General features: G+C 42.2%; 20 protein-coding genes and 1 tRNA gene. 9 read left to right on the top strand and 12 right to left on the bottom strand.

Annotated elements, in window-relative coordinates; translation table 11 throughout:
* Window positions 1–2 precede the first annotated feature (2 nt).
* Window positions 3–269, top strand: coding sequence for a DUF4834 family protein (locus tag J2X69_RS21235; protein ID WP_310107861.1), 267 nt, complete (start codon window positions 3–5; stop codon window positions 267–269).
* A gap of 171 nt (window positions 270–440) precedes the next feature.
* Here the strand turns inward: J2X69_RS21235 and J2X69_RS21230 are convergent, their stop codons facing one another.
* Together J2X69_RS21230 and J2X69_RS21225 are read right to left on the bottom strand one after the other, a co-directional pair.
* Window positions 441–1,625, bottom strand: coding sequence for a class I SAM-dependent methyltransferase (locus J2X69_RS21230; protein ID WP_310107858.1), 1,185 nt, complete (start codon window positions 1,623–1,625; stop codon window positions 441–443).
* A complete protein-coding gene (locus tag J2X69_RS21225) occupies window positions 1,625–2,614 on the bottom strand; it encodes an aspartate-semialdehyde dehydrogenase (protein WP_310107856.1) in 990 nt (329 codons plus the stop codon). The genes J2X69_RS21230 and J2X69_RS21225 overlap by 1 nt, the downstream gene beginning before the upstream one ends.
* A 266-nt stretch (window positions 2,615–2,880) precedes the next feature.
* On the opposite strand from J2X69_RS21225, the gene J2X69_RS21220 reads away from it, so the two are divergent.
* The 4 genes from J2X69_RS21220 to scpB all read left to right on the top strand — a co-directional run bounded on the left by J2X69_RS21220 (window position 2,881) and on the right by scpB (window position 7,220).
* Window positions 2,881–5,403 carry a lamin tail domain-containing protein gene (locus tag J2X69_RS21220; protein ID WP_310107854.1) on the top strand — a complete coding sequence of 841 codons (2,523 nt, stop codon included), beginning with the start codon at window positions 2,881–2,883 and terminating at the stop codon, window positions 5,401–5,403.
* 59 nt (window positions 5,404–5,462) lie between these two features.
* A complete protein-coding gene (locus tag J2X69_RS21215) occupies window positions 5,463–5,633 on the top strand; it encodes a hypothetical protein (protein ID WP_310107852.1) in 171 nt (56 codons plus the stop codon).
* Window positions 5,634–6,272: 639 nt separating this feature from the next.
* The gene (locus J2X69_RS21210) at window positions 6,273–6,656 is read left to right on the top strand and encodes a TraR/DksA C4-type zinc finger protein (protein WP_310107850.1); all 384 of its coding nucleotides are present in this window, start codon (window positions 6,273–6,275) and stop codon (window positions 6,654–6,656) included.
* Between the two features lie 3 nt (window positions 6,657–6,659).
* Window positions 6,660–7,220: an SMC-Scp complex subunit ScpB gene (gene scpB / locus J2X69_RS21205; protein WP_310107848.1), complete on the top strand. Its 561-nt coding sequence runs from the start codon at window positions 6,660–6,662 to the stop codon at window positions 7,218–7,220.
* Window positions 7,221–7,279: 59 nt separating this feature from the next.
* Here the strand turns inward: scpB and J2X69_RS21200 are convergent, their stop codons facing one another.
* The 4 genes from J2X69_RS21200 to era form a co-directional block, all read right to left on the bottom strand.
* Entirely contained in the window at window positions 7,280–7,903 is a 624-nt protein-coding gene (locus J2X69_RS21200; protein WP_310107846.1) for a SprT-like domain-containing protein, read from the bottom strand.
* A gap of 64 nt (window positions 7,904–7,967) precedes the next feature.
* Complete coding sequence (locus J2X69_RS21195) at window positions 7,968–8,168, bottom strand: hypothetical protein (RefSeq protein WP_310107844.1); 201 nt, start codon at window positions 8,166–8,168, stop codon at window positions 7,968–7,970.
* A 76-nt stretch (window positions 8,169–8,244) separates the two neighbouring features.
* A complete protein-coding gene (gene der, locus J2X69_RS21190; RefSeq protein ID WP_310107842.1) occupies window positions 8,245–9,558 on the bottom strand; it encodes a ribosome biogenesis GTPase Der in 1,314 nt (437 codons plus the stop codon).
* A 2-nt stretch (window positions 9,559–9,560) separates the two neighbouring features.
* Entirely contained in the window at window positions 9,561–10,454 is an 894-nt protein-coding gene (gene era / locus J2X69_RS21185; protein ID WP_310107840.1) for a GTPase Era, read from the bottom strand.
* Window positions 10,455–10,598: 144 nt separating this feature from the next.
* On the opposite strand from era, the gene J2X69_RS21180 reads away from it, so the two are divergent.
* Window positions 10,599–10,671, top strand: a tRNA-Met gene (locus J2X69_RS21180).
* 304 nt (window positions 10,672–10,975) lie between these two features.
* On the opposite strand, the gene J2X69_RS21175 is transcribed toward J2X69_RS21180, so the two are convergent.
* Complete coding sequence (locus tag J2X69_RS21175; protein ID WP_310107837.1) at window positions 10,976–12,352, bottom strand: Fic family protein; 1,377 nt, start codon at window positions 12,350–12,352, stop codon at window positions 10,976–10,978.
* A gap of 397 nt (window positions 12,353–12,749) precedes the next feature.
* Window positions 12,750–13,730: a helix-turn-helix domain-containing protein gene (locus tag J2X69_RS21170; protein ID WP_310107834.1), complete on the bottom strand. Its 981-nt coding sequence runs from the start codon at window positions 13,728–13,730 to the stop codon at window positions 12,750–12,752.
* Between the two features lie 120 nt (window positions 13,731–13,850).
* On the opposite strand from J2X69_RS21170, the gene J2X69_RS21165 reads away from it, so the two are divergent.
* Genes J2X69_RS21165 through J2X69_RS21155 form a run of 3 tightly spaced genes read left to right on the top strand, consistent with a single transcriptional unit; the run spans window position 13,851 to window position 15,586 of the window.
* Window positions 13,851–14,279, top strand: a complete 429-nt coding sequence (locus tag J2X69_RS21165; protein WP_310107833.1) for an SRPBCC family protein — start codon at window positions 13,851–13,853, stop codon at window positions 14,277–14,279.
* Window positions 14,272–14,727, top strand: coding sequence for an SRPBCC domain-containing protein (locus J2X69_RS21160; RefSeq protein WP_310107831.1), 456 nt, complete (start codon window positions 14,272–14,274; stop codon window positions 14,725–14,727). Before J2X69_RS21165 ends, J2X69_RS21160 begins: the two co-directional genes overlap by 8 nt.
* Complete coding sequence (locus J2X69_RS21155) at window positions 14,720–15,586, top strand: VOC family protein (RefSeq protein ID WP_310107829.1); 867 nt, start codon at window positions 14,720–14,722, stop codon at window positions 15,584–15,586. The genes J2X69_RS21160 and J2X69_RS21155 overlap by 8 nt, the downstream gene beginning before the upstream one ends.
* 141 nt (window positions 15,587–15,727) lie before the next feature.
* Here the strand turns inward: J2X69_RS21155 and J2X69_RS21150 are convergent, their stop codons facing one another.
* The 4 genes from J2X69_RS21150 to J2X69_RS21135 form a co-directional block, all read right to left on the bottom strand.
* Window positions 15,728–16,231: a hypothetical protein gene (locus J2X69_RS21150; protein ID WP_310107827.1), complete on the bottom strand. Its 504-nt coding sequence runs from the start codon at window positions 16,229–16,231 to the stop codon at window positions 15,728–15,730.
* A 2-nt stretch (window positions 16,232–16,233) separates the two neighbouring features.
* A complete protein-coding gene (locus tag J2X69_RS21145) occupies window positions 16,234–16,728 on the bottom strand; it encodes a baseplate wedge protein 53 (protein ID WP_310107825.1) in 495 nt (164 codons plus the stop codon).
* Window positions 16,729–16,892: 164 nt separating this feature from the next.
* Window positions 16,893–17,546: an outer membrane lipoprotein carrier protein LolA gene (locus J2X69_RS21140; protein WP_310107823.1), complete on the bottom strand. Its 654-nt coding sequence runs from the start codon at window positions 17,544–17,546 to the stop codon at window positions 16,893–16,895.
* A gap of 32 nt (window positions 17,547–17,578) precedes the next feature.
* Entirely contained in the window at window positions 17,579–20,074 is a 2,496-nt protein-coding gene (locus J2X69_RS21135; protein ID WP_310107821.1) for a DNA translocase FtsK 4TM domain-containing protein, read from the bottom strand.
* Between the last annotated feature and the right edge of the window lie 39 nt (window positions 20,075–20,113).

Below are 20,113 nucleotides of genomic sequence, written 5' to 3'. Positions count from 1 at the left end.
CGATGGGCGGATTATTAAAATTTGTAGTTATCCTTTTAGGGATTGGCTGGCTTCTGGGCCAGCTAATCCGTTATTTTCTTAGAAGCAAATTAGCGAAGTTTGCCCAGCAGGTGAATGAAGTGGCCAAAGAGGAGCAACGAGCCCAGCGGCATGCCTCTAGACCCAAGGATGAAGTGGTCGTGGATTATGTGCCTAAGCGGCAGCAGGAGAAGATCCACAAGGATATCAAAGGCGGAGAATACGTCGATTATGAAGAAGTGAAGGAGTAATCCTTCACTTTTTTATTTTTACTTTTACCGCAAAGATCACGGAGTATTACACTGAGAGCGCGGTTGTTAGTTGTTCTGCTTCTCTAGAAGCCGGATTGTCAACGGACTTCGATTGTTGCTGTTCAGGCTTTGTAATCTCGAATCCCTATCGCAGCAAGGTTTTTATTCCAGCTAAGCCAACCTACACCAGAAAACTTTAAAACCATTTTGGGTTTTTGTGCCGATCAAAAAATCTTCTCCGCCGTCTTTTACTCCCAATTTTTTCTTTAATACTTCTGAGCCTGTGGCGAAATTTCGGGTGATTACATTCACTTTTCCTGAAGGAAATAGCTTTTTGATTTCAGCTTTTTTCGGCTGCACTTCCCGGATCACTTTGAATATTCTTGCGGGGATTTCCTCCGGAACTTCAGATGAAGTGTACAAATGGCTATTGGGGTCGAGTTTGGTCAGACCATAACGCTCTCCAAAAATCTTAAATGCTCCGGTTTTTAATATGGCCGAAAATGGCTCAATTAAGTACTTTTCTACTTCTCCGAATGTTGGATTGGTTCTTTCCTCCTCGTTTTGCTCAAATGAAAAACAAGTTTCACTGACGCCCAGATCAATTGCTTCTATTGTCACAGGAGATTCAGAGGAGCTTTTGCGCCAGTGTAAAAGCAACTCTTTTACTTCATTTTTTATAGAAATCACCTGCACCTTCCTGATATCGGGGAGCTCGCTGAGCGCTTGGGAAATATCTAGCATAGGAGATACTTTCAGCAAGATTGAATCAGTCTTGTTTTTCATCATTTCCCATGAGCCGACCACATCAGGCTCGCAGTCCTGCAGTTTGTATAGCTTTTGGTTGCCTTTTCCTCTACGTGCAGGGTCAGCATAGATCAGGTCAAAGTGCTGCTCTGTCTGAGCCAAAAAGGCCAATCCATCACCTGTTGCGATAGTGAATTTAGACGGGGTAAGAATCTCTAAATTATGTGCTACAATCTCCGCCAATTCCTCCTGCTGCTCGCAGTAAATAGCTTTATCATAAGCTTTGCTTAAAAAATAACTATCCACACCAAAGCCTCCGGTGAGATCTATTATCAATTGGCCATTTCTGCCCTTTGCCTTGAATTCAGCGGTGAGCTCTGATGAGCTTTGCTCCAAAGAGATAGAGGCCGGAAAAATCAACTGGGAATTGGAAGACCAAGAGGGAAGTTTCTTCGCTGCTTTTTGTCTGGCAGAAATCTGTTGCACAGCCGCTTTTAAGTCAAAATCGGTTTTGCCCTGATGCCTAAAAAGCAAAAGTGCAGGATCTTCCGTAAGATGATCCTGCACAAATTGTTGGAAGTCTGCCCGATGATACTGGGTCAAATCCATTAAATCAAGCCGTTTGCGAGTGCGTATTCAGCGATTTGTACTGCATTGGTTGCTGCACCTTTTCTAAGGTTGTCAGCTACAATCCACATATTCAGCGTATTCGCCTGAGACTCATCTCTTCTCAAGCGTCCTACAAATACCTCGTCTTTTTTATGTGCGGTGATCGGCATAGGGTAGATGAAGTTTGCCGGGTCGTCCTGGACGATTACGCCAGGAGCTGCCGCTAGCAATTCACGAACCTCTGCCAAATCAAAGTCTTCTTTGAACTCCACATTGACAGCTTCAGAGTGCCCGCCCATAGTTGGGATTCTCACGGTAGTTGCCGTCACTTGGATTGTATTGTCGCTGAAGATTTTCTTTGTCTCGTTGATCATTTTCATTTCCTCCTTGGTGTATCCGTTTGCTTGGAACACATCGATATGGGGAAGTACATTCATGTCAATTTTGTGGGGATAGACCATTTCAGCCTTTTCTCCCGCACGCTCAGCCATCATCTGATCCACTGCTGCTTTGCCCGTGCCTGTCACAGACTGATAGGTGGATACCACGACTCTTTTGATGCCGTAGCGCTGACGCAAAGGCTCCAGAGCCAATACCATCTGGATGGTGGAGCAATTTGGATTTGCGATGATCTTATCTTCCTTGGTAAGTTCTTTTGCATTGATTTCCGGAACGACCAGTTTTTTGGTCGGATCCATTCTCCAAGCGGAAGAATTATCGATGACGATAGTCCCTACTTCAGCAAACTTTGGGGCCCATTCTGTGGAAGTGCTCCCGCCGGCAGAAAATATAGCTACTTCAGGTTTCAATGAAACAGCCTCAGCAAGACCGATAACAGTGTAGGGTTTACCCTTGTATTCGATCTGTTTACCTACAGATCGCTCGCTGGCGACCAATAGAAGTTCGTCAAAAGGGAAATTGTGCTCCGCGAGCACCTCTAGGATTTCTGAGCCTACCAAGCCGGTAGCTCCTACCAGTGCTAATTTCATATGATTATAATTGTTTTTCAATGGCCATATGGAATCTCGCATAACGGATAATCATTCTTCTGTGTGACGTTCTTCGTCATGCTCGATTTCATCTGCTTAAAAGTAGTTGTTGAATATTTTTGAAGCACAAAAGTAAGTGCTATGGATTCATTTTCAGGCCTGTTGTTCAAAAATTTTAATCAAATCCCTACAAAAGTCAACATAATAGATAGTTTTAGATCATTTTGATTAGTATATTTAGTCTAGACTTTTTATCTGACAATGATATGGTTGGGTTATTTTTTATTTGGCACTTGCTCTACTTCTCTGTTTTCGTACAGGACGGCTTAAGTCAAGATCAGGTTAACAATCTGATTCAGAATTTTGAAAGTGAATTTGCTGTCGAGAATTATCCCGACGAATTTTTACCGGACTGGTATGCAAATGAGCTTCGGGGGACTTCCTCCCGTATTTATCAGGCAAATGGGCTGGGTAGGAATGGAAGCAGGGCTTTGGCAGTACAGCCTATTTCTAGCTTTGACGGCGAGATTATAGTTAGGCTTTCACCGCTAGGGCTAAATGGTCCAAAAGTGCGATTCTGGGCAAGGTCAGTCAAAAATGGCTCCGGTAACAGACCTGCAGTGGTTTTTTATAGTTGGGGAAGCTATCTGGATGGAGATTATTCTGAACGCGAAATTTTGGGTGGAGAAGTTGAGTTTGGCAATGAGGACCAGTCATTCAGGCTATTTGAGTTGGTCTTGCCGGATGGCTTTTCCGGGAATCCAGAGGTTTTTCTTCGGCTGGAAGTCCGCTATGGTCCAGGCACGGGAAGCTGTGCAAAATGGCTGATGGATGATTTTAATTTTGGGGAAATTCTGGAGGATAAAACTCCTCCAAAGGTCAAACATATCCGTGGCTATGATGAAAACCAAGTTGAAATCCAATTTGATGAAGCATTGGATCCGGTGTTCTCTGAATTTCTAATCAACTATAAGTTGGACGGAAAGGAGCCGATAGACGCTAAACTCAAGGCTGATTCTTCGGTGTATTTGACTTTTCAGGAGAAGCTGGAAATGGAAAAAATGTATGAAGTGGTGATTTCACAAATCCCTGATTTGGATGGGAATTTCCTACGGGACACACTGGTTTCCTTTCAATTTTGGGATCCTACTTTTATTCTGCCCAAAACACTTGTGATCAACGAGATCATGCCGGCACCCAGACCTGATCTCGATCTTCCTAATGTTGAATATGTGGAGATTTTTCATGCAGGAGAATACGGTGTCAGGCTTGGTGGTGCTGTCTGGTCCAATTCGAGATCTGCCGTGAACCTTCAAGATGAATGGATATTGCCTGGTGAGTTTGTGCTTTTGGCAGCGGAAAATCAAGCTGCACTTTTGAGGGAATATGGAAAAGTGATTCCTGTAAAAGGGTGGCCTACTTTATTGAATTCCGGTGATCAGCTAAGCTTAAAGGATGCTCGGGGGAATACGGTTGATATGATTTCGTATTCTACAGGTAGCTGGAAAGGAAGTGAATTCGCAAATGGGGGATACAGTCTGGAAATTGCGAATCCATATTATGTTTGTGAGCAAAGCGGTCTTTTAGTTGCATCGATTGATCCATCAAGGGGAACGCCCGGGAGACAAAATTCAGTTTTTGATATGACACCTGATGAAAAATCACCTGTTCTTGATTCCTATGAATTCACCTCGTCCCGGAGTCTGTTATTGAATTTTTCAAAACCACTGCTTTCAGGTTTTGGCAAGGCTGTTTTTTCGTTTGAACCAACTTTGGGTATAGATACAGTCATTCTGTCAAACTCCGGACAAATCCGGATTGCGTTTTCGCAGGAAATTTCCCCAAATACGGTTTACGAACTGAGCATAAAAGGCTTAATGGATTGCTCGGAAAATGAGTATATCCAAGTTGAGCCTGTGCAGCTTGTTTTGCCTGTACAGGCAAAAATCGGAGATGTGTTGATAAACGAACTGTTATTCAACCCGAGAACCGGCTCGCCAAAATTTGTAGAGTTGATTAATGTGACTGATAATTACCTTGAAGTCAAAAACTGGAAGCTTGCACGTCTGGATAATTCGGAGGAAATAGACCAAGTAAGACAGCTTAGTCTAGGCTCATTAATTCTTCCTCCACAAGGTTTCTTGGCAATTACCACAAATTCGGATATGCTAAGGCTTGATTTTCCTAAATCTTCATTTGGATCATTTGTGGATATTTCGACACTTCCAAGTTATCCGATCGCCGGTGGTACAGTGGTGTTATTGGACTCTGCAGGGACGGTTGCAGAGCTATTTTCCTATTCCGGTGACCTTCATCATCCCCTCTTGAGAGACTCGAAGGGCGTTTCACTTGAGCGTCTTTCTACTGCTTCTCCCGCTTCTTTACCTGCCAATTGGCATTCGGCATCGGCGATGGAAGAGTATGCTACACCGGGACGGAAGAACTCTCAGGTGATTACCGGAGAATTTGAAGGGAATTTGATTCAAATCGAACCCGAAGTGTTTGACCCGGAAGGAAGTAATGGAAATACATTCACTACTATCCGATATGAACTTGACCAGAGTGGCTGGATTGGGAATTTTAGGATTTATTCTACTTCCGGTCAGCTGATTCAAGTATTGGCACAAAACGAGTTACTGGGAGCCTCCGGATTGTTCTCTTGGACAGGCACAGATAGCAACGGAAGGATCGTAAGACCTGGGTATTATGTTTTACTGGTGGAGTTGTATGATCTGTCCGGAGAGGTGAGGGCGATTAAAAAAACCATCGTAATTGCGACAAAATTTTAATTATTTTCTATTTTAAAATGTAGAAAATAGTATCTTAAGAGGCTTAACACCCCGAAATCATGGAAAAAGACCTTATCGCTCAAGCCCTGCAGACGATCCATCTGCAGAATGGGAAAGACCTCAAGGAGGTCGCTCAGTACTTAAATATGAAGTATAGGATAGATGCTGACACGTTAGTTCTCCGGAGTAGATTAAAGAAAATGATACTGGAGGAAAAAGCTGTCGCATGATGGCTTTTTTCTGAAAGCCTTTTTGACCACTGAGGAGGCCACTGGTTAAAAATAATTTTCGGACTGACAGGCGCTAATTCGATCAGCTAATTTGAAAGAACTCACCGTAAGTGCGAGGGAAAATCAATGACTAAAGGGAAGTGTTTTCATGTGTTTGCCGCCGTTCGTGTCATCACGACCGGCCTTTCATTTGAGCTCCCTATACCTATTACAAGAGAAGTCCCAATTCTTCAGTCTTTTTTTTGTTTAGTTCTCTACAGATTTATTTATCGGGGAAAAATGACCGTGAGAAATGATTTTTTCAAATCTTAATAAATGCCCGTTATGTGCTAGTTCAAATCCCAAAGTCCTGATTGGCGAAAGATATTTTTTTAACAGTTCTGGATGTTAATAAAGCGAATGGATGGTAGTACGCTGATTGTCAGTTTTTTGGATGGAGTGACGAGCCTGATTCTCTGACAAGCCTTTTTTGGGTTAAATCATAGAGTAGTTTTTCGGGTAGGTTAGTGAGCAAAAGAATAGGTTATTTTTGATCTAAAGCGGGCTTTAGAATACTTGGAAATCCAACGTGTCCATGTATTTTAGAGAACTAATTCTAAAAAGATCCGTCCCAATACTATTATCTAATTTTAGCAGACTATGAGCAAGGAAGAAAAGACCGCATATTCTCAGGAAGAATTGAAAGAATTCGAAGTAATTATTCAGAAAAAACTTGATAGCGCAAAGGAAGAACTACTTTCTCTGAAAGAATCATTGAGTAAAAAGAATGATAGCGGCACTGATTTTACCGCTTCGACATCGAAATTGCTTGAAGATGGTGCGGATACGCTGGAGCGCGAGAGTCAAAACCAGCTGGCTGCAAGACAGCAGAAGTTCATCTACAACCTAGAGAATGCTTTGATTCGTATTAAGAACGGTACTTACGGCGTTTGTGTAGATACGGGCAAACTGATTTCTAAAGAGCGTTTGATGGCGGTACCACATACGATGCATTCCATTGAGGCAAAACTTGCTAAAAAATAAGTTTTGGACTTTCTTCACAGGCATATTGAAGCATTGATTTTTTGTGCTCCTACACCTTTGCCCAAGGCAGAGATAGTCAAGTGTCTGAGTGAAATGTTTGAAGCTGAGATTCCCGGTGATCATGTGGATCAGGCGATCAATGACTTGAGTGAAAAATACCAATCAGAGGAATTTTCTTTTCAGTTGGAGCATTCGGGAGGAGGGTATCAGTTCTTGACCAAACCTGCTTATCAAACTTCCATTGGTATTCTTTTGCGACAGCAATCGCAGAAGAGACTATCCACAGCTCAGTTGGAAACCTTATCCATTATCGCTTACAAGCAACCCGTGACCAAAGGTGATATTGAGCAAATCCGGGGAGTCAACAGCGATTATTCCGTCCAGAAGCTTCTGGAGAAGGAGTTGGTTGATATCAAGGGTAAATCAGAAGGACTTGGAAGACCTTTGCTTTATGGCACATCGGACAAGTTCATGGAGTACTTTGGCATCAATTCCCTGAAAGATCTGCCTCAGCCAAAAGATTTTTCCCAACCGGAAAACCAGATAGGAGATGAGCGGGATTAATGAGTTTGCAGAGATCAGTCACAGTAAGCAGAAGGTTTGGGAGGAAGCCTGAAAATCCTTTAGTCTAAAGATTTTACTTTAGCCAGTTGGGCGATCAAGTATTTTTTGCCTGAGTTCACTTCCAGACATAGTACTCTTGTCCTTCGTGTTTCTCCTTTTTCAAATTCCCTTCCGGAAAGTAAAAATCGATTTCCGGGTTTTACATCAGATAGGAAAATAATCTCGGGATTGACGCTTCTGTCGTCGTATTTGCTCATTTCCTTCATTAGGAAAAGGTCCGCAGCCGAACTGGCTTTTGGGTTTTTCATATGCCGGCGTAGAGGAATCAATAAGTCTATAGGGAAAAATTCGGCGGAAAGAATAGGGAGCATCAATTGCTGAAAAGTGGATTTCCACTCTGCCCCATGTGGAGGAATTTCGATTCCAAATCTAACGAAAGCATGGAGGTGTGCCACTTCATGGATATAGGTTAGGAGGAATTGGTAAGGGTTGAGATCTGCGTTGATCGTGATGGTCTGTACTTGTCGGTCTCTTCGGTACCTGAAGTCTCCCAGTTTTGATTTGCGGGTAGCGGTGGTTTTGAATGAAAAAGGCTCCTTTTCCCACAGTTTGACTGCGTAGCTGACTGCAGCAGCCGGGATTTTTTGTGCCAGTATTTCCTTTAGTTTTTCAGAGCCACTCATACCGAAAAGTACAAAAAAAAGAGTCCCACATATGCGGGACTCAATACATTTAGAAAAGGAAGGATTATTGAGCAGGCTCAACAACTTCGATAGTCTCTTCAACTACTTCAGCAGAATCAGATTCTTCGATAATGATTTCTTCCTCTACAACAGGCTCTTCAACTACCTCGATAGTCTCAACTGTCTCTTCTTTAACTTCTTTGTTACCGCATGAAGCAACAGCGAACATGCTAGCGATTGCGAAAATTGCAAATACCTTTTTCATTTTTTGTGGTTTTCTTAATTACAAAGCAAAGGTATTACAGTTTTGTTTAAAAAAACAATAGTCCGTTTAAATATATTTATTTGTTTTTATAAATAATTTTCACCGGAACACCCTCGAAATCAAAGTTTTCACGAAGCCTATTTTCCAAATATCTTGTGTAGGGAGATTTGATGTACTGGGGTAAATTGCAGAAAAATGCAAATACGGGGTTTTTAGTGGGAAGCTGGGTGGAGTACTTAATCTTGATGTATTTCCCCTTCCATGCGGGTGGAGGATAGCGTTCGATTTCCGCAAGCATCACATCATTCAGCTTGGAAGTAGGGATACGACGGGTTTTATTTTCGTAGACTTTTACTGCCAATTCTATTGCTTGGAAGATTCTTTGCTTTTCGAGTACAGAGGTGAAGATGATCGGAATCCATTTGTTTTCTCCCAATTTCTCCAACATATCATCCTTGATTTTTCCCATGGTTTTATGATCCTTATCGATCAAATCCCATTTGTTTACCATGATCATCACGCCCTTGTTGTTTTTGATGGCAAGGGAAATCAAGTTCATGTCCTGAGATTCAAGACCTCTAGTGGCATCCACCATTACGATCACTACATCAGACTCTTCCAGAGTTCTTAAAGAACGCATGACAGAGTAGAACTCTACATCTTCCGTTACTTTGGATTTTTTCCTGATTCCGGCAGTATCTGTGATGATGAAATCCTGCCCAAAGAGCTGGTAACGTGTATGGATGGAATCTCGTGTTGTGCCTGCCTCATTTGTTACAATAGAGCGGTCTTTGCCGATTAGGGCATTCAGGAAAGAAGACTTCCCAACGTTTGGTCTTCCAAGAATCGAAATCTTCGGAGTGTCCGCATCGGGATTCTCATCTCCCTCTTCTTCGAAATGAGTGATCACTGCGTCCAGCAGCTCTCCCGTACCACTTCCGCTTGCAGAAGCTACCGGGTATACCTCAAAGTCGGTTACCCCCAATGAATAAAATTCATGTGCGGCGAAACTCTTTTCTTGATTATCTGCCTTATTTGCGACTACATAGATAGGCTTTTTGCTGCTTCTAAGTTCTTTGGCGAATTCACTGTCCAGATCGGTAAGACCTGTATGGCAATCCACGATGAAAAGAATTACATCCGCTTCCTCGATGGCAAGCTTCACCTGCTTTCGGATCTCGGCCTCGTACATGTCCTCGGAGCCGGTGACGTACCCGCCGGTGTCTATCACCGAGAAGAACTTTCCTGCCCACTGCGCATGTCCGTAGTGACGATCACGCGTGACACCGCTCATATTGTCTTCAATCGCCTTTCGTTCTTCTACCAGACGGTTGAAAAGAGTGGATTTGCCCACGTTAGGCCTTCCTACTATCGCTACTATATTTGCCATGATTAGGTTGGGTCGTACCCAAATTTTTTCAGTTTCAGTTTATTTTTTCTCCAGTCTTGCTCCACCTTCACGAAGGTTTCGAGGAAGACTTTCTTGCCGAAGAACTTTTCCAGTTCTTCACGGGCTTGTATTCCTACTTTTTTCAGCGCAGCACCTTTGTCACCTATGATGATCCCTTTTTGGCTATCCCGTTCGACATATATGATCGCACGGACACTGATTATGTTTTTCTTCACTTTGAAGTCTTCTATAGAGACTTCTGAACTGTAGGGAATTTCTTTTTTGTAATTCTCAAAGATTTTCTCACGGATGATCTCAGAGGCAAAGAACCGTTCGGATCGATCTGAAAGTTCCGCTTTGTCGTAAAAAGCAGGATGCTCGGGGAGTCTGTCCAGAATTTCCTGCATTATTTTTTCTGTGTTGAATTTTTCTGCTGCAGAAATAGGAATAACAAGTTCAGATTTGATTCTTGATGTCCAATAGCCGGTAACTTCCTCCAATTGCCCCGGTTTGGCTAGATCGATTTTATTGACAACCAATAATACAGGGACTCCGGATGCGTTGATTTTCTCGATCACATGCTCAATATCCGCATCTGTTTCGAATAGATCGGTGACAAACAGGATGATATCCGCATCTTCCAAAGAGATGTTTACGAAGCTCATCATATTCTTCTGAAGCTCGTACTGGGGCTTGAGCATTCCGGGAGTATCTGAAAAAACTATTTGATAATTTTCGGAGTTTGTCAAGCCTACAATTCTGTGGCGTGTGGTCTGTGCCTTTGAAGTTATGATCGAAACTCGCTCACCCACAAGGATATTCATCAATGTAGATTTGCCCACATTTGGCTTTCCTATGATATTGACGAATCCTGCTTGATGTTTTTGTGAGTCCATTGTAGAAAATTTTTACAAAGGTACTTGATTTTGTAGAGTTTCTCCTTACCTTTGTACCACAATATCGGAGAAGGCTAGTCGCCAGAAGCGAAATTGACAGCCGGAAGGGCTTAAAGTTAGAAATTCTTAGAATTAAAAATATATCGCGGGGTGGAGCAGTTGGTAGCTCGTCGGGCTCATAACCCGAAGGTCATTGGTTCGAGTCCAATCCCCGCTACACCGAAGGACACTAGAAATGGTGTCCTTTTTTATTTAATGGATGCTCAGCCCGTCGGTCTCTTATCCGCCGCGGCGGACAATGGTTCGAGTTCAATCTTCGCTACATTGAGATCAGGCAGTTACATTAATTTGTGGCTGCCTTTTTTGTTTTTTTATGCGGTCTGAGTGATATTCTATTTTTCAGTGACCGGTCATTCTTTGCGAATCCCCTATCTTATAGCGATGGGATAACCGTCTTGCGAATGATCCCGGTGATATGATTTTTGCGGGTGCCCAAAATACTCCCCTAAATTACCTCTACTTTATGGATTGTCCCATCGTTTTTTCCAGTCCGCAAATTCAGAAGGCTTGATTCGATAGCGGACAAAATTACCTTCATGTAGGTCGAGAAGCTCTGTTTCTACCACTTCGATGAATTTCACCTGATCTTCATCGGGAAGCTTTCTGGCTTCTATTTTCACTGTGTTGGATGCTTCTGCTTTTCCCATAGCGTTCATGACGATGTGACCAACAGCACCGCGAATTTCTTCTCTGTATATCATTCTGAATGGATCAGGTTCCCCCAAAGATTGACGGATGGCGGCATAGCGTAAGGCAGATCGTTCATATGCCCATAGAAAAACATCCTTGAACAGTTCAATGCGGTTTAGCTCATAGATGCCAAGCATTCCTTTGACATAGATCTCTTCTGGAACATCAATAAATGAAAGCGGGGCAAGGTTATGCTGATTAAATGGCAGGTTGGCAGCCAATCTGGAAACACGCTTATTGACATCGTCAAAGGGTTGTAGATAGGGTAGCTGAACGAGTATGAAAAAAGCCTGCTCAAATGGGTTTTCTATTTGTTTTGCTTTTTCAAGAATCAGGTTGAAAAAATCTTCAATGAGTTGAGGTATTCCCAGTGGGGCAAAAGCAGAATTCGTAATTCCTGCCCCAAACGTTCTGAGTCTTCCTGATGCAGCTGGATTGGGTAATAGGTTGTTGGAAAGCAAAGCGTGTAAGTTGAGAATGGTGTATCGGTTAAAATCCGCCTCATTTGACGATTCTACCAAAAACTCAATTGCCTCCTTGTGATTGAGGATCATTTGCGTCTCTTTGGCTGATTTATTATTGGCAGCTTGCCCTTCATGGATCAGCAATTCCGTATCCAACAACGAATAGGTGTTCCCCTCCAGTCGGCTCGAATTCCACGACAGATCAATCAACAGGCGGTTCAGGATTTCACGGGCATAGGTTCCTGCGGGCTGATTTTCGTCCTTGGTTTTTCCCCATTCTCCTAGCTTCCGCTTTTCTTCATTGCTGAGATAGCTGTCAATATTAGGACGATAGTTTTCTAAAAAGGAGCGTTCATACCCGACTGGTGTCCTTTGGGTTTCAGGACTGGAAACCAAGTCCAAAACGTCTTTCCCATCTTGTGAAAGAGGGATTATCGTTTGTGGTTCGTCAAGTTTTTCTGTCTTTGAGAGGGTCTGATCTATGTTTTTAACAAAATACCGAGTGGCATGTGATCCTCCTTTTGTATATACAAAGTTGTTTTCCTTAAGTTTCTTTAGCCTTCTTTGAAGTGTGCGTTTTTCGATTGGGACAGAAAGAAACTCATTCAGCACCTCAAGACTTGCACCGTCAGGAAAAGACTTCAAGGCTGCAATAATGATTTCAAGCTCGTCTTTTAGACCCATTTGATTAATTTTATTTGCGACAATTTTAATTAAATATTGTCGCAAAATCAACTTTTGCGACAGTTTTATGTCGCGAATAGAATATATTTGTCGCGAAAAGGGATTAAACCAATATGGGTTCTTGAAATTTTGGTTTTTAGCCCAATCATTTTCACAACGGCATACAATCAGTTTTCGATGCAGGCTTTCGAGGGGAATGGGATTGAGTATTTACTAGAGCCTTTTAATTTTGACCGCTTCCAAAAATTATAGGGCTGAATCAGTTGGTGGCATGTAGCCAAGGACACTTCTTCCGTCTACTGTCTTCCCTCCCGTAAACCAAAGAGAATATGGCTACAGGCATCATGCCATAGCTGTCGTATGCGGATAATCATGATTTTACACAAAGCCATCCATCTCAATTCATCCTCGCCAATTTGTTGTATTTATTTCTATATTCAATGGGAGTGAGTCCGGTGATCTTTTTGAAAGTAGTACGGAATGCTTTCGTATCAGAGTAGCCTACGTCGAACATGACTTCGGTGATGTTCTTCATGGTAGTTTCAAAGCTTCGCTTGGCAGCTTCCACTTTTACGCGCTGAATGTATTCCAACACAGAATTATTGGTGACACGCTTAAATCTACGCTCGAAACTTCTCCTTCCCACGGCTACTTGATTCGCGAGCACATCCACAGTGATGCGTTCTTCCAGCTTTTTCTCAATATATTCTTGGGCCTTTTTTACTGCTTCATCCTGATGGGATTTTTGGCCTTTAAACATGGAGAAGGCTGTCTGGCTATCCCGGTCTATGTCTATTGCGAAGTACTTTGCAGTCAAAATTGCTATCTCCCGATCCGCATATTTTTCTACGAGATGAAGTAATAAGTTCCAATAGGAATTGGCCCCACCGCTGGAGTATATCCCATTTTCTTCTGTCACAATCGTCCCATCCTGAACTTCGACTTTGGGATAGAACTCCCGGAATAGATTGACGAATCCCCAGTGTGTAGAACATTTTTTACCATTCAGCAATCCCGTAGCACCCAGAAGAAAAGCACCTACACACAGTGATGCAATTTCAGTCCCGGCTTTATGCTGTGCTTTGATCCAAGGAATATAGGCCTTATTCGCTTCCACAGCCAGTTTCATGTCTCCAAACAGTGCAGGGATTACCACGAGGTCCGGCGGAGTTGCTGCGGGCAAAAGCTGGTCGGGAAAGACGGAATAGCGTTTGTCGTTTAATTTGACTTCAGGGTTCAGCCCTACCAATTCTACATGAAAAAGAGGTGCTCCTCCGGATTTGATCAGGAAATCATTGACTGCAGAGAAGCAATACTGTGGGTCGGCAATCGCTTGCAAAACAGATTGTTCCGGAACTAGGATGGCAATATTTTTCATAATTTGAATTTACTGTTTCCTGTCGCAATTCGCCTATCATTTGTCTGAATTGAACAGGATGTATCAAAGTCCTGTATGATAGATTTGTTAAATTAACTTTTGAAAATAAACCAAAATACAATGACAACTATTCAAAAATCCAAAATCACTGTGCAAACCACAGTAAATGCCTCATTAGAAAAGGTATGGGATTACTTTACCCAGCCCAAACATATCATGCATTGGAACAATGCTTCTCCGGATTGGCATACGCCAAGGGCAGAAAATGATCTTCAGCCCGGAGGAAGTTTTACGTCTAGAATGGAAGCCAAAGACGGAAGTATGGGCTTCGATTTTGGAGGTGTATATCAGGAAGTAGAATGGCATTCTTTTTACACCTACATCATGGATGATGGGCGCACTGCGAAGGCCTCTTTTAAGAAAGTGCCGGATGGTGTTGAGATTACAGAGGCTTTCGATGCTGAGATGACTAATTCGGTAGAAATGCAGAAAAATGGCTGGCAGGCAATTTTAGACAACTTTAAAACATATATAGAATCCCATGACTAACCTAGAAACATTACACTTCGAAATCGAAATAGCATGTCCTCCTGTGAAAGTGCATGAGCTCATGCTGGCAAAAGAAACGTACAAAGAATGGACTCACATCTTTTCACCCGGTTCTACTTTCATTGGAAGCTGGGAAGAAGGGAGCAAGATAGTTTTTGTGGGCGAAGGTGAAAATGAAGGAATGCATGGCTGGGTTGAAAAAAATGATCCGGGTAGGTTCGTAAGCATTGAGCACTTGGGAGAATGGAAAGACGGGAAAGAAGTGGCACCTAACGAAGCTACGTTGAACTGGGTGGGAGCACATGAAAATTACACTTTCGAAGAGACGGATAAGGGCACTTTACTAAAAGTTGATCTGGATTCTCCAGAAGATTTCTCACAGCACTTTGCCGGAATCTGGCCCAAAGCTTTAGACAAACTCAAAGAAATCTGTGAAAGAAATGGGTGATCAATCGGTGAATTCTCTAAAAAAGCCAATCTATCCCTGCTTGTGGTTTGATGGCAATGCTAAAGAAGCTGCCGGGTTTTACTGCTCGATATTTTCGGATTCCGAAATTGTGGACGAAAACCCTATGGTAGTAGTCTTTAATTCGGCAGGACAGCGGTTTATGTGCTTAAACGGTGGTCCTGAATTTAAATTTACACCGGCTATATCTTTTTATACGATCATACGGGATGAAAATGAGATTCAAGCAGTATGGGATAAATTGATAGAAAGCGGTAGGGCTTTGATGCCGATGGACTCTTATCCTTGGAGTAAAAAATATGGTTGGCTTCAGGATAAATTTGGAGTTACTTGGCAGCTTACAGTCGACAAACCCGAATACTCCGATCAGAAATTTATTCCTGCGTTATTGTTTTCGGGGGCGAACTTTGGCAGAGCGGAAGAAGCTATACATTTCTATAGCAGCATCTTTGACAACTCAGCTACCCGACTGATTTCCAGATATGGAGCAGATGATCCCAATGGTCAGGAAGAGACTATAAATCATGCTCAGTTTGAGTTGGACGGAAAATTAGTTGTAGCGATGGATAGCTCTCTAGTGCATGATTTTAATTTCAATGAAGCGCTTTCCTTGGTAGTAGAATGTCGAGATCAAGCACAGATTGATTATTTCTGGGAGAAGTTATTAGAAGGTGGCCAGGAAAGCCAGTGTGGCTGGCTGAAGGACAAGTTTGGCATCTCTTGGCAGATTGTGCCCGAAATTCTCTCTGAATTGATGAAAGATCCTGAAAGATCTGAGCGGGTAGTTCAGGCTTTTTTGAAAATGAAAAAGTTTGATATCGAAAAACTAAAAAACGCCTGAAAGGGGCGTTTTTTAGCAAATAAAAAGATACTAGGTCGGTCTTGTGGTATTGTATGAGTTCCTGTTTTCAAAACCCTTGATTTGCTAATCATATGACAATTATCTTCTAAAGTAGATTTTTATTATTCGATTATGCAGGGATTAGGGCGCTTTATGGTATTTGAAATGCTGCAATGTACTTGACTTCATGCCTATTAAATTGATTTTAATGGGAGGGAAAGATTCTCCATACTTTAGTTGGATGAAATTTAATAATTTGTCAAGATTAATTATTGCCCTTTCAAAGTGCTTGTCATACGTAAGATAAGCAACCTTTTCATCCTGACCTTTTAGCCTATCCTGATCTGTACAGATATATCTGGATCTTCTCGATAAGTTGTATAATTTCCTGTATGCAAGATAGTTTTCTTCACTTAATTTTAATGGTGAGAGAGAGTTCGCAGGATTAATGGCGTCAAAAGTTTCTGTATGAGAGTTAAAACTCATTCCTCTTTCTTTTACCAAGTAGGCATTGATTAAATGAACTCCAACATAAAAGCTTACTGTTACTTGCCAGTCATAGTAGGCCCCAGCTTTATTATTAACTTCGAAGAGGAATTTTAGGTTGCTTTTTGCCTGATTAATGTAATCCGAAAATAAGGCCATTACTAAACTTTTTGAAATTCAAAGTTTATATAATGAGGTGGAATAGGTAATTTGTCGGAATCTTCTACTATCGTAGCAGACAGGTTAAATCCCGTGTTACTGAATTTATAATTCGCAGTTGCCTCAGACAAGAAAATATCATCTTCCATTTTCTCATCATTTTCCGGGATTTCAACCCATATCATAATCTGCTTTCCTTTATAGTCAAATGCCAGTTTTTTCGGTTTTTTACTTTTTCGGATAGTAAATAATTCCGTGAAAAAAGCGTTAATGATTTCTTTAAAATAATATTGTTGCATATTAACGGTCATCTTTTGCATTAACTCACTCAGATTTCCAGTTGCTATTTGCTCGTAAAATTCCCGCGACTGGGGGTCAAGGGTTTTTGTTTCATAAGTTAATTGATCAGCCGACAGCCCGACGATTGTTTTTTCAAACCAATCGTTAGTTGCAGATTCTTTAATTGACTGATCTTGTATCTCAAATTCTTGAGCCATGGTTTTGAGGAGAAAAGGTTAATTGGACGTTTAAAAGTCCTCTTATTTAATTAAGTAAACTCGCATTTGCAAGTTTACGTTCCTGTTTTTTGTGCCTATAATGCAAAAATAGCAAAGTGGATTGCCTGATCAGTTTTTAAACAGTATTAATTTTTGATTTTCATTTACCTCAAATCAATCACTTCTATCCCCGGATATTGCTTGGTGTCAAATACAAAATAGGAAGCAGGAAGATTGGCTTCAAGCTTCAGGTTTTTGAAGGTATAGGAAAATACACCTCCCTGACCATCAAACATTTCCCAGCCCAGCAAACTGGAACTGCTTTTGTCGATCATAAGCTTTACCTGTTCGAAGGGGGCATTGTTTTTTTCTGCAGTCAATTCTACCACTTGGGCTGTTTTACCCTGAAATTGCTTTTCCCCGATCAACTTATAGCTATATCCTGATTCGTAAATCCGATAGATATTTGATGGGGTCAGCTCCCCTTCCATTTGACTTGCGTCGTTGATGGTGACTTCTTTGTAATTGTCAGATTGGATATAAGTCCATACTGTTTTACCGTCATTGTAGATTTCCTGATCAGGGAGCTTGAGCCTATACTGCTCGCCTTTGACAGCGATATCACCGGACTGGCGATCTCCTGTTCCTGAGGCGTCTTGAAAAGTGAAATCAAAATTCGCTGTAAAACCGTTCATTGACCGGAACTTTTCGCTCATGGCGTCCAAAACAGTTTTTGCTTTGGGGTCCTTTTGAGCGGAAGCGCTGAAGGTGAATAAGAAGGTTAGAAAAATCGTATAAACTAGGGCAATTTGTTTCATGTAAGAGGCTGTTTGAACTACTTGAACAGCTTTTACAAACTCTCCAATAACCGTTCCAAACTAGCTTCATCCTGAATAAGCACTTCGCGGGCTTTGGAGCCTTCGAATGCGCCTACAATTCCTGCTGCTTCGAGTTGATCGATGATTCTTCCTGCTCTGTTGTAGCCCAGCTTAAGCTTACGCTGGATCAAAGATGTGCTTCCCTGCTGATGCATTACCAGCAGTCTGGCAGCATCGTTGAACAGCGGATCGAGATCAGAAAAATCAACATCACCAATCGAATTGTCCGCATCTTCTCCTTCAAACTCAGGGAGTAAATAAGCATCGGAGTAGCCTTTTTGCTCACCGATCCAATCACAGATAGAATCTACCTCAGGAGTATCCAAAAATGCACATTGAATCCTGGTGACTTCTGACCCATGGGACAAAAGCATATCTCCCATACCGATCAGCTGATCGGCACCGCCTGCATCTAGGATGGTTCGGCTATCGATTTTGGATGTCACACGAAAAGAAAGTCGCGCAGGGAAATTCGCTTTGATAATACCTGTGATCACATTGACAGAAGGCCTTTGGGTAGCGACTACCAAGTGGATTCCGATTGCTCTGGCAAGTTGGGCCAGACGTGCGATTGGTCCCTCTATTTCTTTGCCCGCAGTCATCATCAAATCAGCCAATTCGTCAATTACCAAAACAATGTATGGCATGAATTTATGGCCTTTTTCAGGATTGAGTTTCCGGGCAATGAACTTAGCGTTGTATTCTTTTAGGTTTCTTGTCCCGGCGTCTTTCAGCAAATTGTATCGGTTATCCATCTCGATACAAAGTGAGTTAAGTGTATAAATCACCTTTTTTGTATCAGTGATGATCGCTTCCTCTGCTCCGGGGAGCTTGGCCAAGAAATGTCTTTCTATCTTATTGAAAAGTGTCAGCTCCACTTTTTTGGGATCTACGAGCACAAACTTCAATTGGGAAGGATGCTTCTTGTAAATCAAGGAAGCCAGGATCATGTTCAAGCCTACAGACTTACCTTGACCGGTAGCACCGGCCATAAGCAAGTGAGGCATTTTGGCCAAATCAGCTACAAAAACCTCATTGGAAATAGTCTTGCCCAAAGCAATCGGCAGATCCTTGTCCGAATGCATGAACTTCTCGGTACCCAACACTGCCCGTGCAGGTACCAGTTCACGGTTTTTGTTGGGAACTTCAATCCCGATTGTGCCTTTGCCCGGAATCGGTGCAATAATTCTGATTCCCAAAGCAGCCAAACTCAAGGCAATATCATCCTCCAAGTTTTTGATTTTGGAGATTTTCACACCGGGTTCAGGGACGATTTCGTAGAGAGTTACCGTAGGTCCGATAGTCGCTTTGATCTCCTGAATACCTATCTTGAAGTTTTCAAGTGTTTCGACGATTTTGTTTTTATTGTCTTCCAGTTCCTGACGGCTTACGGTGACTTTTTGGACGTCATATTCATTTAAGAGGTCCAGAGTAGGGTATTTGTAATGGGGAAGATCCAGAGTCGAGTCGTAAGCGTCAAAGTTCTCAACTTCTTCGGCAGTTTTCTCCTCTCCGGCAGGTTTTACCACGGAGAAGTTTTTTTCCTCCATTTTTCGTTCTGTCTCACGGTCTACTATTGGATCCAGAATATTTAATTGAGGTACGTCGAAAGCTATTTCCTCTCTTTTTGGTTTTGGCGTCGAGACAGGATTGAGCTCTATCGAAGTGTCGGGTTTATCGTCCTCTTTAATAATCCAAGAGCTTCCGTCGTCGTCAATTTCTTCTTCCTCATCGATTTCTTCTTCCTCTGTAAAAGGATTTTTCACAGAACGTTCATCCGAAACTTGTAGCTCATCCCCGTCCGGATCCGAATCTGAAGTTCTGCTGCTAAACCAGTCCAGCTTGTCAATATCAAAGAAGAAAATTACAAAAATAAGCATGGATCCTCCCAGTAGAATAAATGTTCCCCAACTCAGAAAATCCGCCGATAGCTTGGCTAATTCGTAGCCAAAACCTCCGGAGAGAAAACTCCAATAGGAATATCCCTGAATCAAAATCACCACGTATCCGGTAAGCAGACCCAGCCAAAATGTAAAGAAAAGGGCGAAAGTGGTGTATCTGGTAAGTGAAACCAGGGAGATTTTGAATGCCCATTTGAACCCCAATAGAAAGAGAAAAGGGGGAAATAAGAATGCTGCAATTCCAAACCAGCGATAAATCATCCAATTTCCTGCCTGTGCACCCAGATATCCCAGCCAATTGGTGGACTCACGGGCGACATCACGGATCGCTTCGTCGGGATTGTTCATGACCAAACTCTGATCAGCAGGACCGTTCAGAAGATAGCTGATAAAAGCGATCATCAGAAAAACAGCTGTGGACATCAGCAAGATACCAAGCGTCAAAACCAGCTTGGTGGCGTTGAACTTTCCAAATGAAAAGCTTGGGGCTTTGAAGCCTGCTCCTTTCTTTTTGGAGGGTTCTGCTTTTTTTCTAAAAGTATTGGTCCTAGGTGAATTGGTGGCCATGTATGCGATTCAAATCCGATTTAAGATAAGATTAATGAA

Source organism: Algoriphagus sp. 4150, assembly GCF_031457395.1.
GTDB lineage: Bacteria > Bacteroidota > Bacteroidia > Cytophagales > Cyclobacteriaceae > Algoriphagus.
This window is presented reverse-complemented; position numbering and strand designations above follow the sequence as displayed.

What these genes read in the sequence shown, in the direction of transcription:
- J2X69_RS21235 (WP_310107861.1), top strand. Translation starts at nt 3, where the DNA reads ATGGGCGGATTATTAAAATTTGTAGTTATCCTTTTAGGGATTGGCTGG.
- J2X69_RS21230 (WP_310107858.1), bottom strand. Translation starts at nt 1,625, where the DNA reads ATGGATTTGACCCAGTATCATCGGGCAGACTTCCAACAATTTGTGCAG.
- J2X69_RS21225 (WP_310107856.1), bottom strand. Translation starts at nt 2,614, where the DNA reads ATGAAATTAGCACTGGTAGGAGCTACCGGCTTGGTAGGCTCAGAAATC.
- J2X69_RS21220 (WP_310107854.1), top strand. Translation starts at nt 2,881, where the DNA reads ATGGTTGGGTTATTTTTTATTTGGCACTTGCTCTACTTCTCTGTTTTC.
- J2X69_RS21215 (WP_310107852.1), top strand. Translation starts at nt 5,463, where the DNA reads ATGGAAAAAGACCTTATCGCTCAAGCCCTGCAGACGATCCATCTGCAG.
- J2X69_RS21210 (WP_310107850.1), top strand. Translation starts at nt 6,273, where the DNA reads ATGAGCAAGGAAGAAAAGACCGCATATTCTCAGGAAGAATTGAAAGAA.
- J2X69_RS21200 (WP_310107846.1), bottom strand. Translation starts at nt 7,903, where the DNA reads ATGAGTGGCTCTGAAAAACTAAAGGAAATACTGGCACAAAAAATCCCG.
- J2X69_RS21195 (WP_310107844.1), bottom strand. Translation starts at nt 8,168, where the DNA reads ATGAAAAAGGTATTTGCAATTTTCGCAATCGCTAGCATGTTCGCTGTT.
- der (WP_310107842.1), bottom strand. Translation starts at nt 9,558, where the DNA reads ATGGCAAATATAGTAGCGATAGTAGGAAGGCCTAACGTGGGCAAATCC.
- era (WP_310107840.1), bottom strand. Translation starts at nt 10,454, where the DNA reads ATGGACTCACAAAAACATCAAGCAGGATTCGTCAATATCATAGGAAAG.
- J2X69_RS21175 (WP_310107837.1), bottom strand. Translation starts at nt 12,352, where the DNA reads ATGGGTCTAAAAGACGAGCTTGAAATCATTATTGCAGCCTTGAAGTCT.
- J2X69_RS21170 (WP_310107834.1), bottom strand. Translation starts at nt 13,730, where the DNA reads ATGAAAAATATTGCCATCCTAGTTCCGGAACAATCTGTTTTGCAAGCG.
- J2X69_RS21165 (WP_310107833.1), top strand. Translation starts at nt 13,851, where the DNA reads ATGACAACTATTCAAAAATCCAAAATCACTGTGCAAACCACAGTAAAT.
- J2X69_RS21160 (WP_310107831.1), top strand. Translation starts at nt 14,272, where the DNA reads ATGACTAACCTAGAAACATTACACTTCGAAATCGAAATAGCATGTCCT.
- J2X69_RS21155 (WP_310107829.1), top strand. Translation starts at nt 14,720, where the DNA reads ATGGGTGATCAATCGGTGAATTCTCTAAAAAAGCCAATCTATCCCTGC.
- J2X69_RS21150 (WP_310107827.1), bottom strand. Translation starts at nt 16,231, where the DNA reads ATGGCCTTATTTTCGGATTACATTAATCAGGCAAAAAGCAACCTAAAA.
- J2X69_RS21145 (WP_310107825.1), bottom strand. Translation starts at nt 16,728, where the DNA reads ATGGCTCAAGAATTTGAGATACAAGATCAGTCAATTAAAGAATCTGCA.
- J2X69_RS21140 (WP_310107823.1), bottom strand. Translation starts at nt 17,546, where the DNA reads ATGAAACAAATTGCCCTAGTTTATACGATTTTTCTAACCTTCTTATTC.
- J2X69_RS21135 (WP_310107821.1), bottom strand. Translation starts at nt 20,074, where the DNA reads ATGGCCACCAATTCACCTAGGACCAATACTTTTAGAAAAAAAGCAGAA.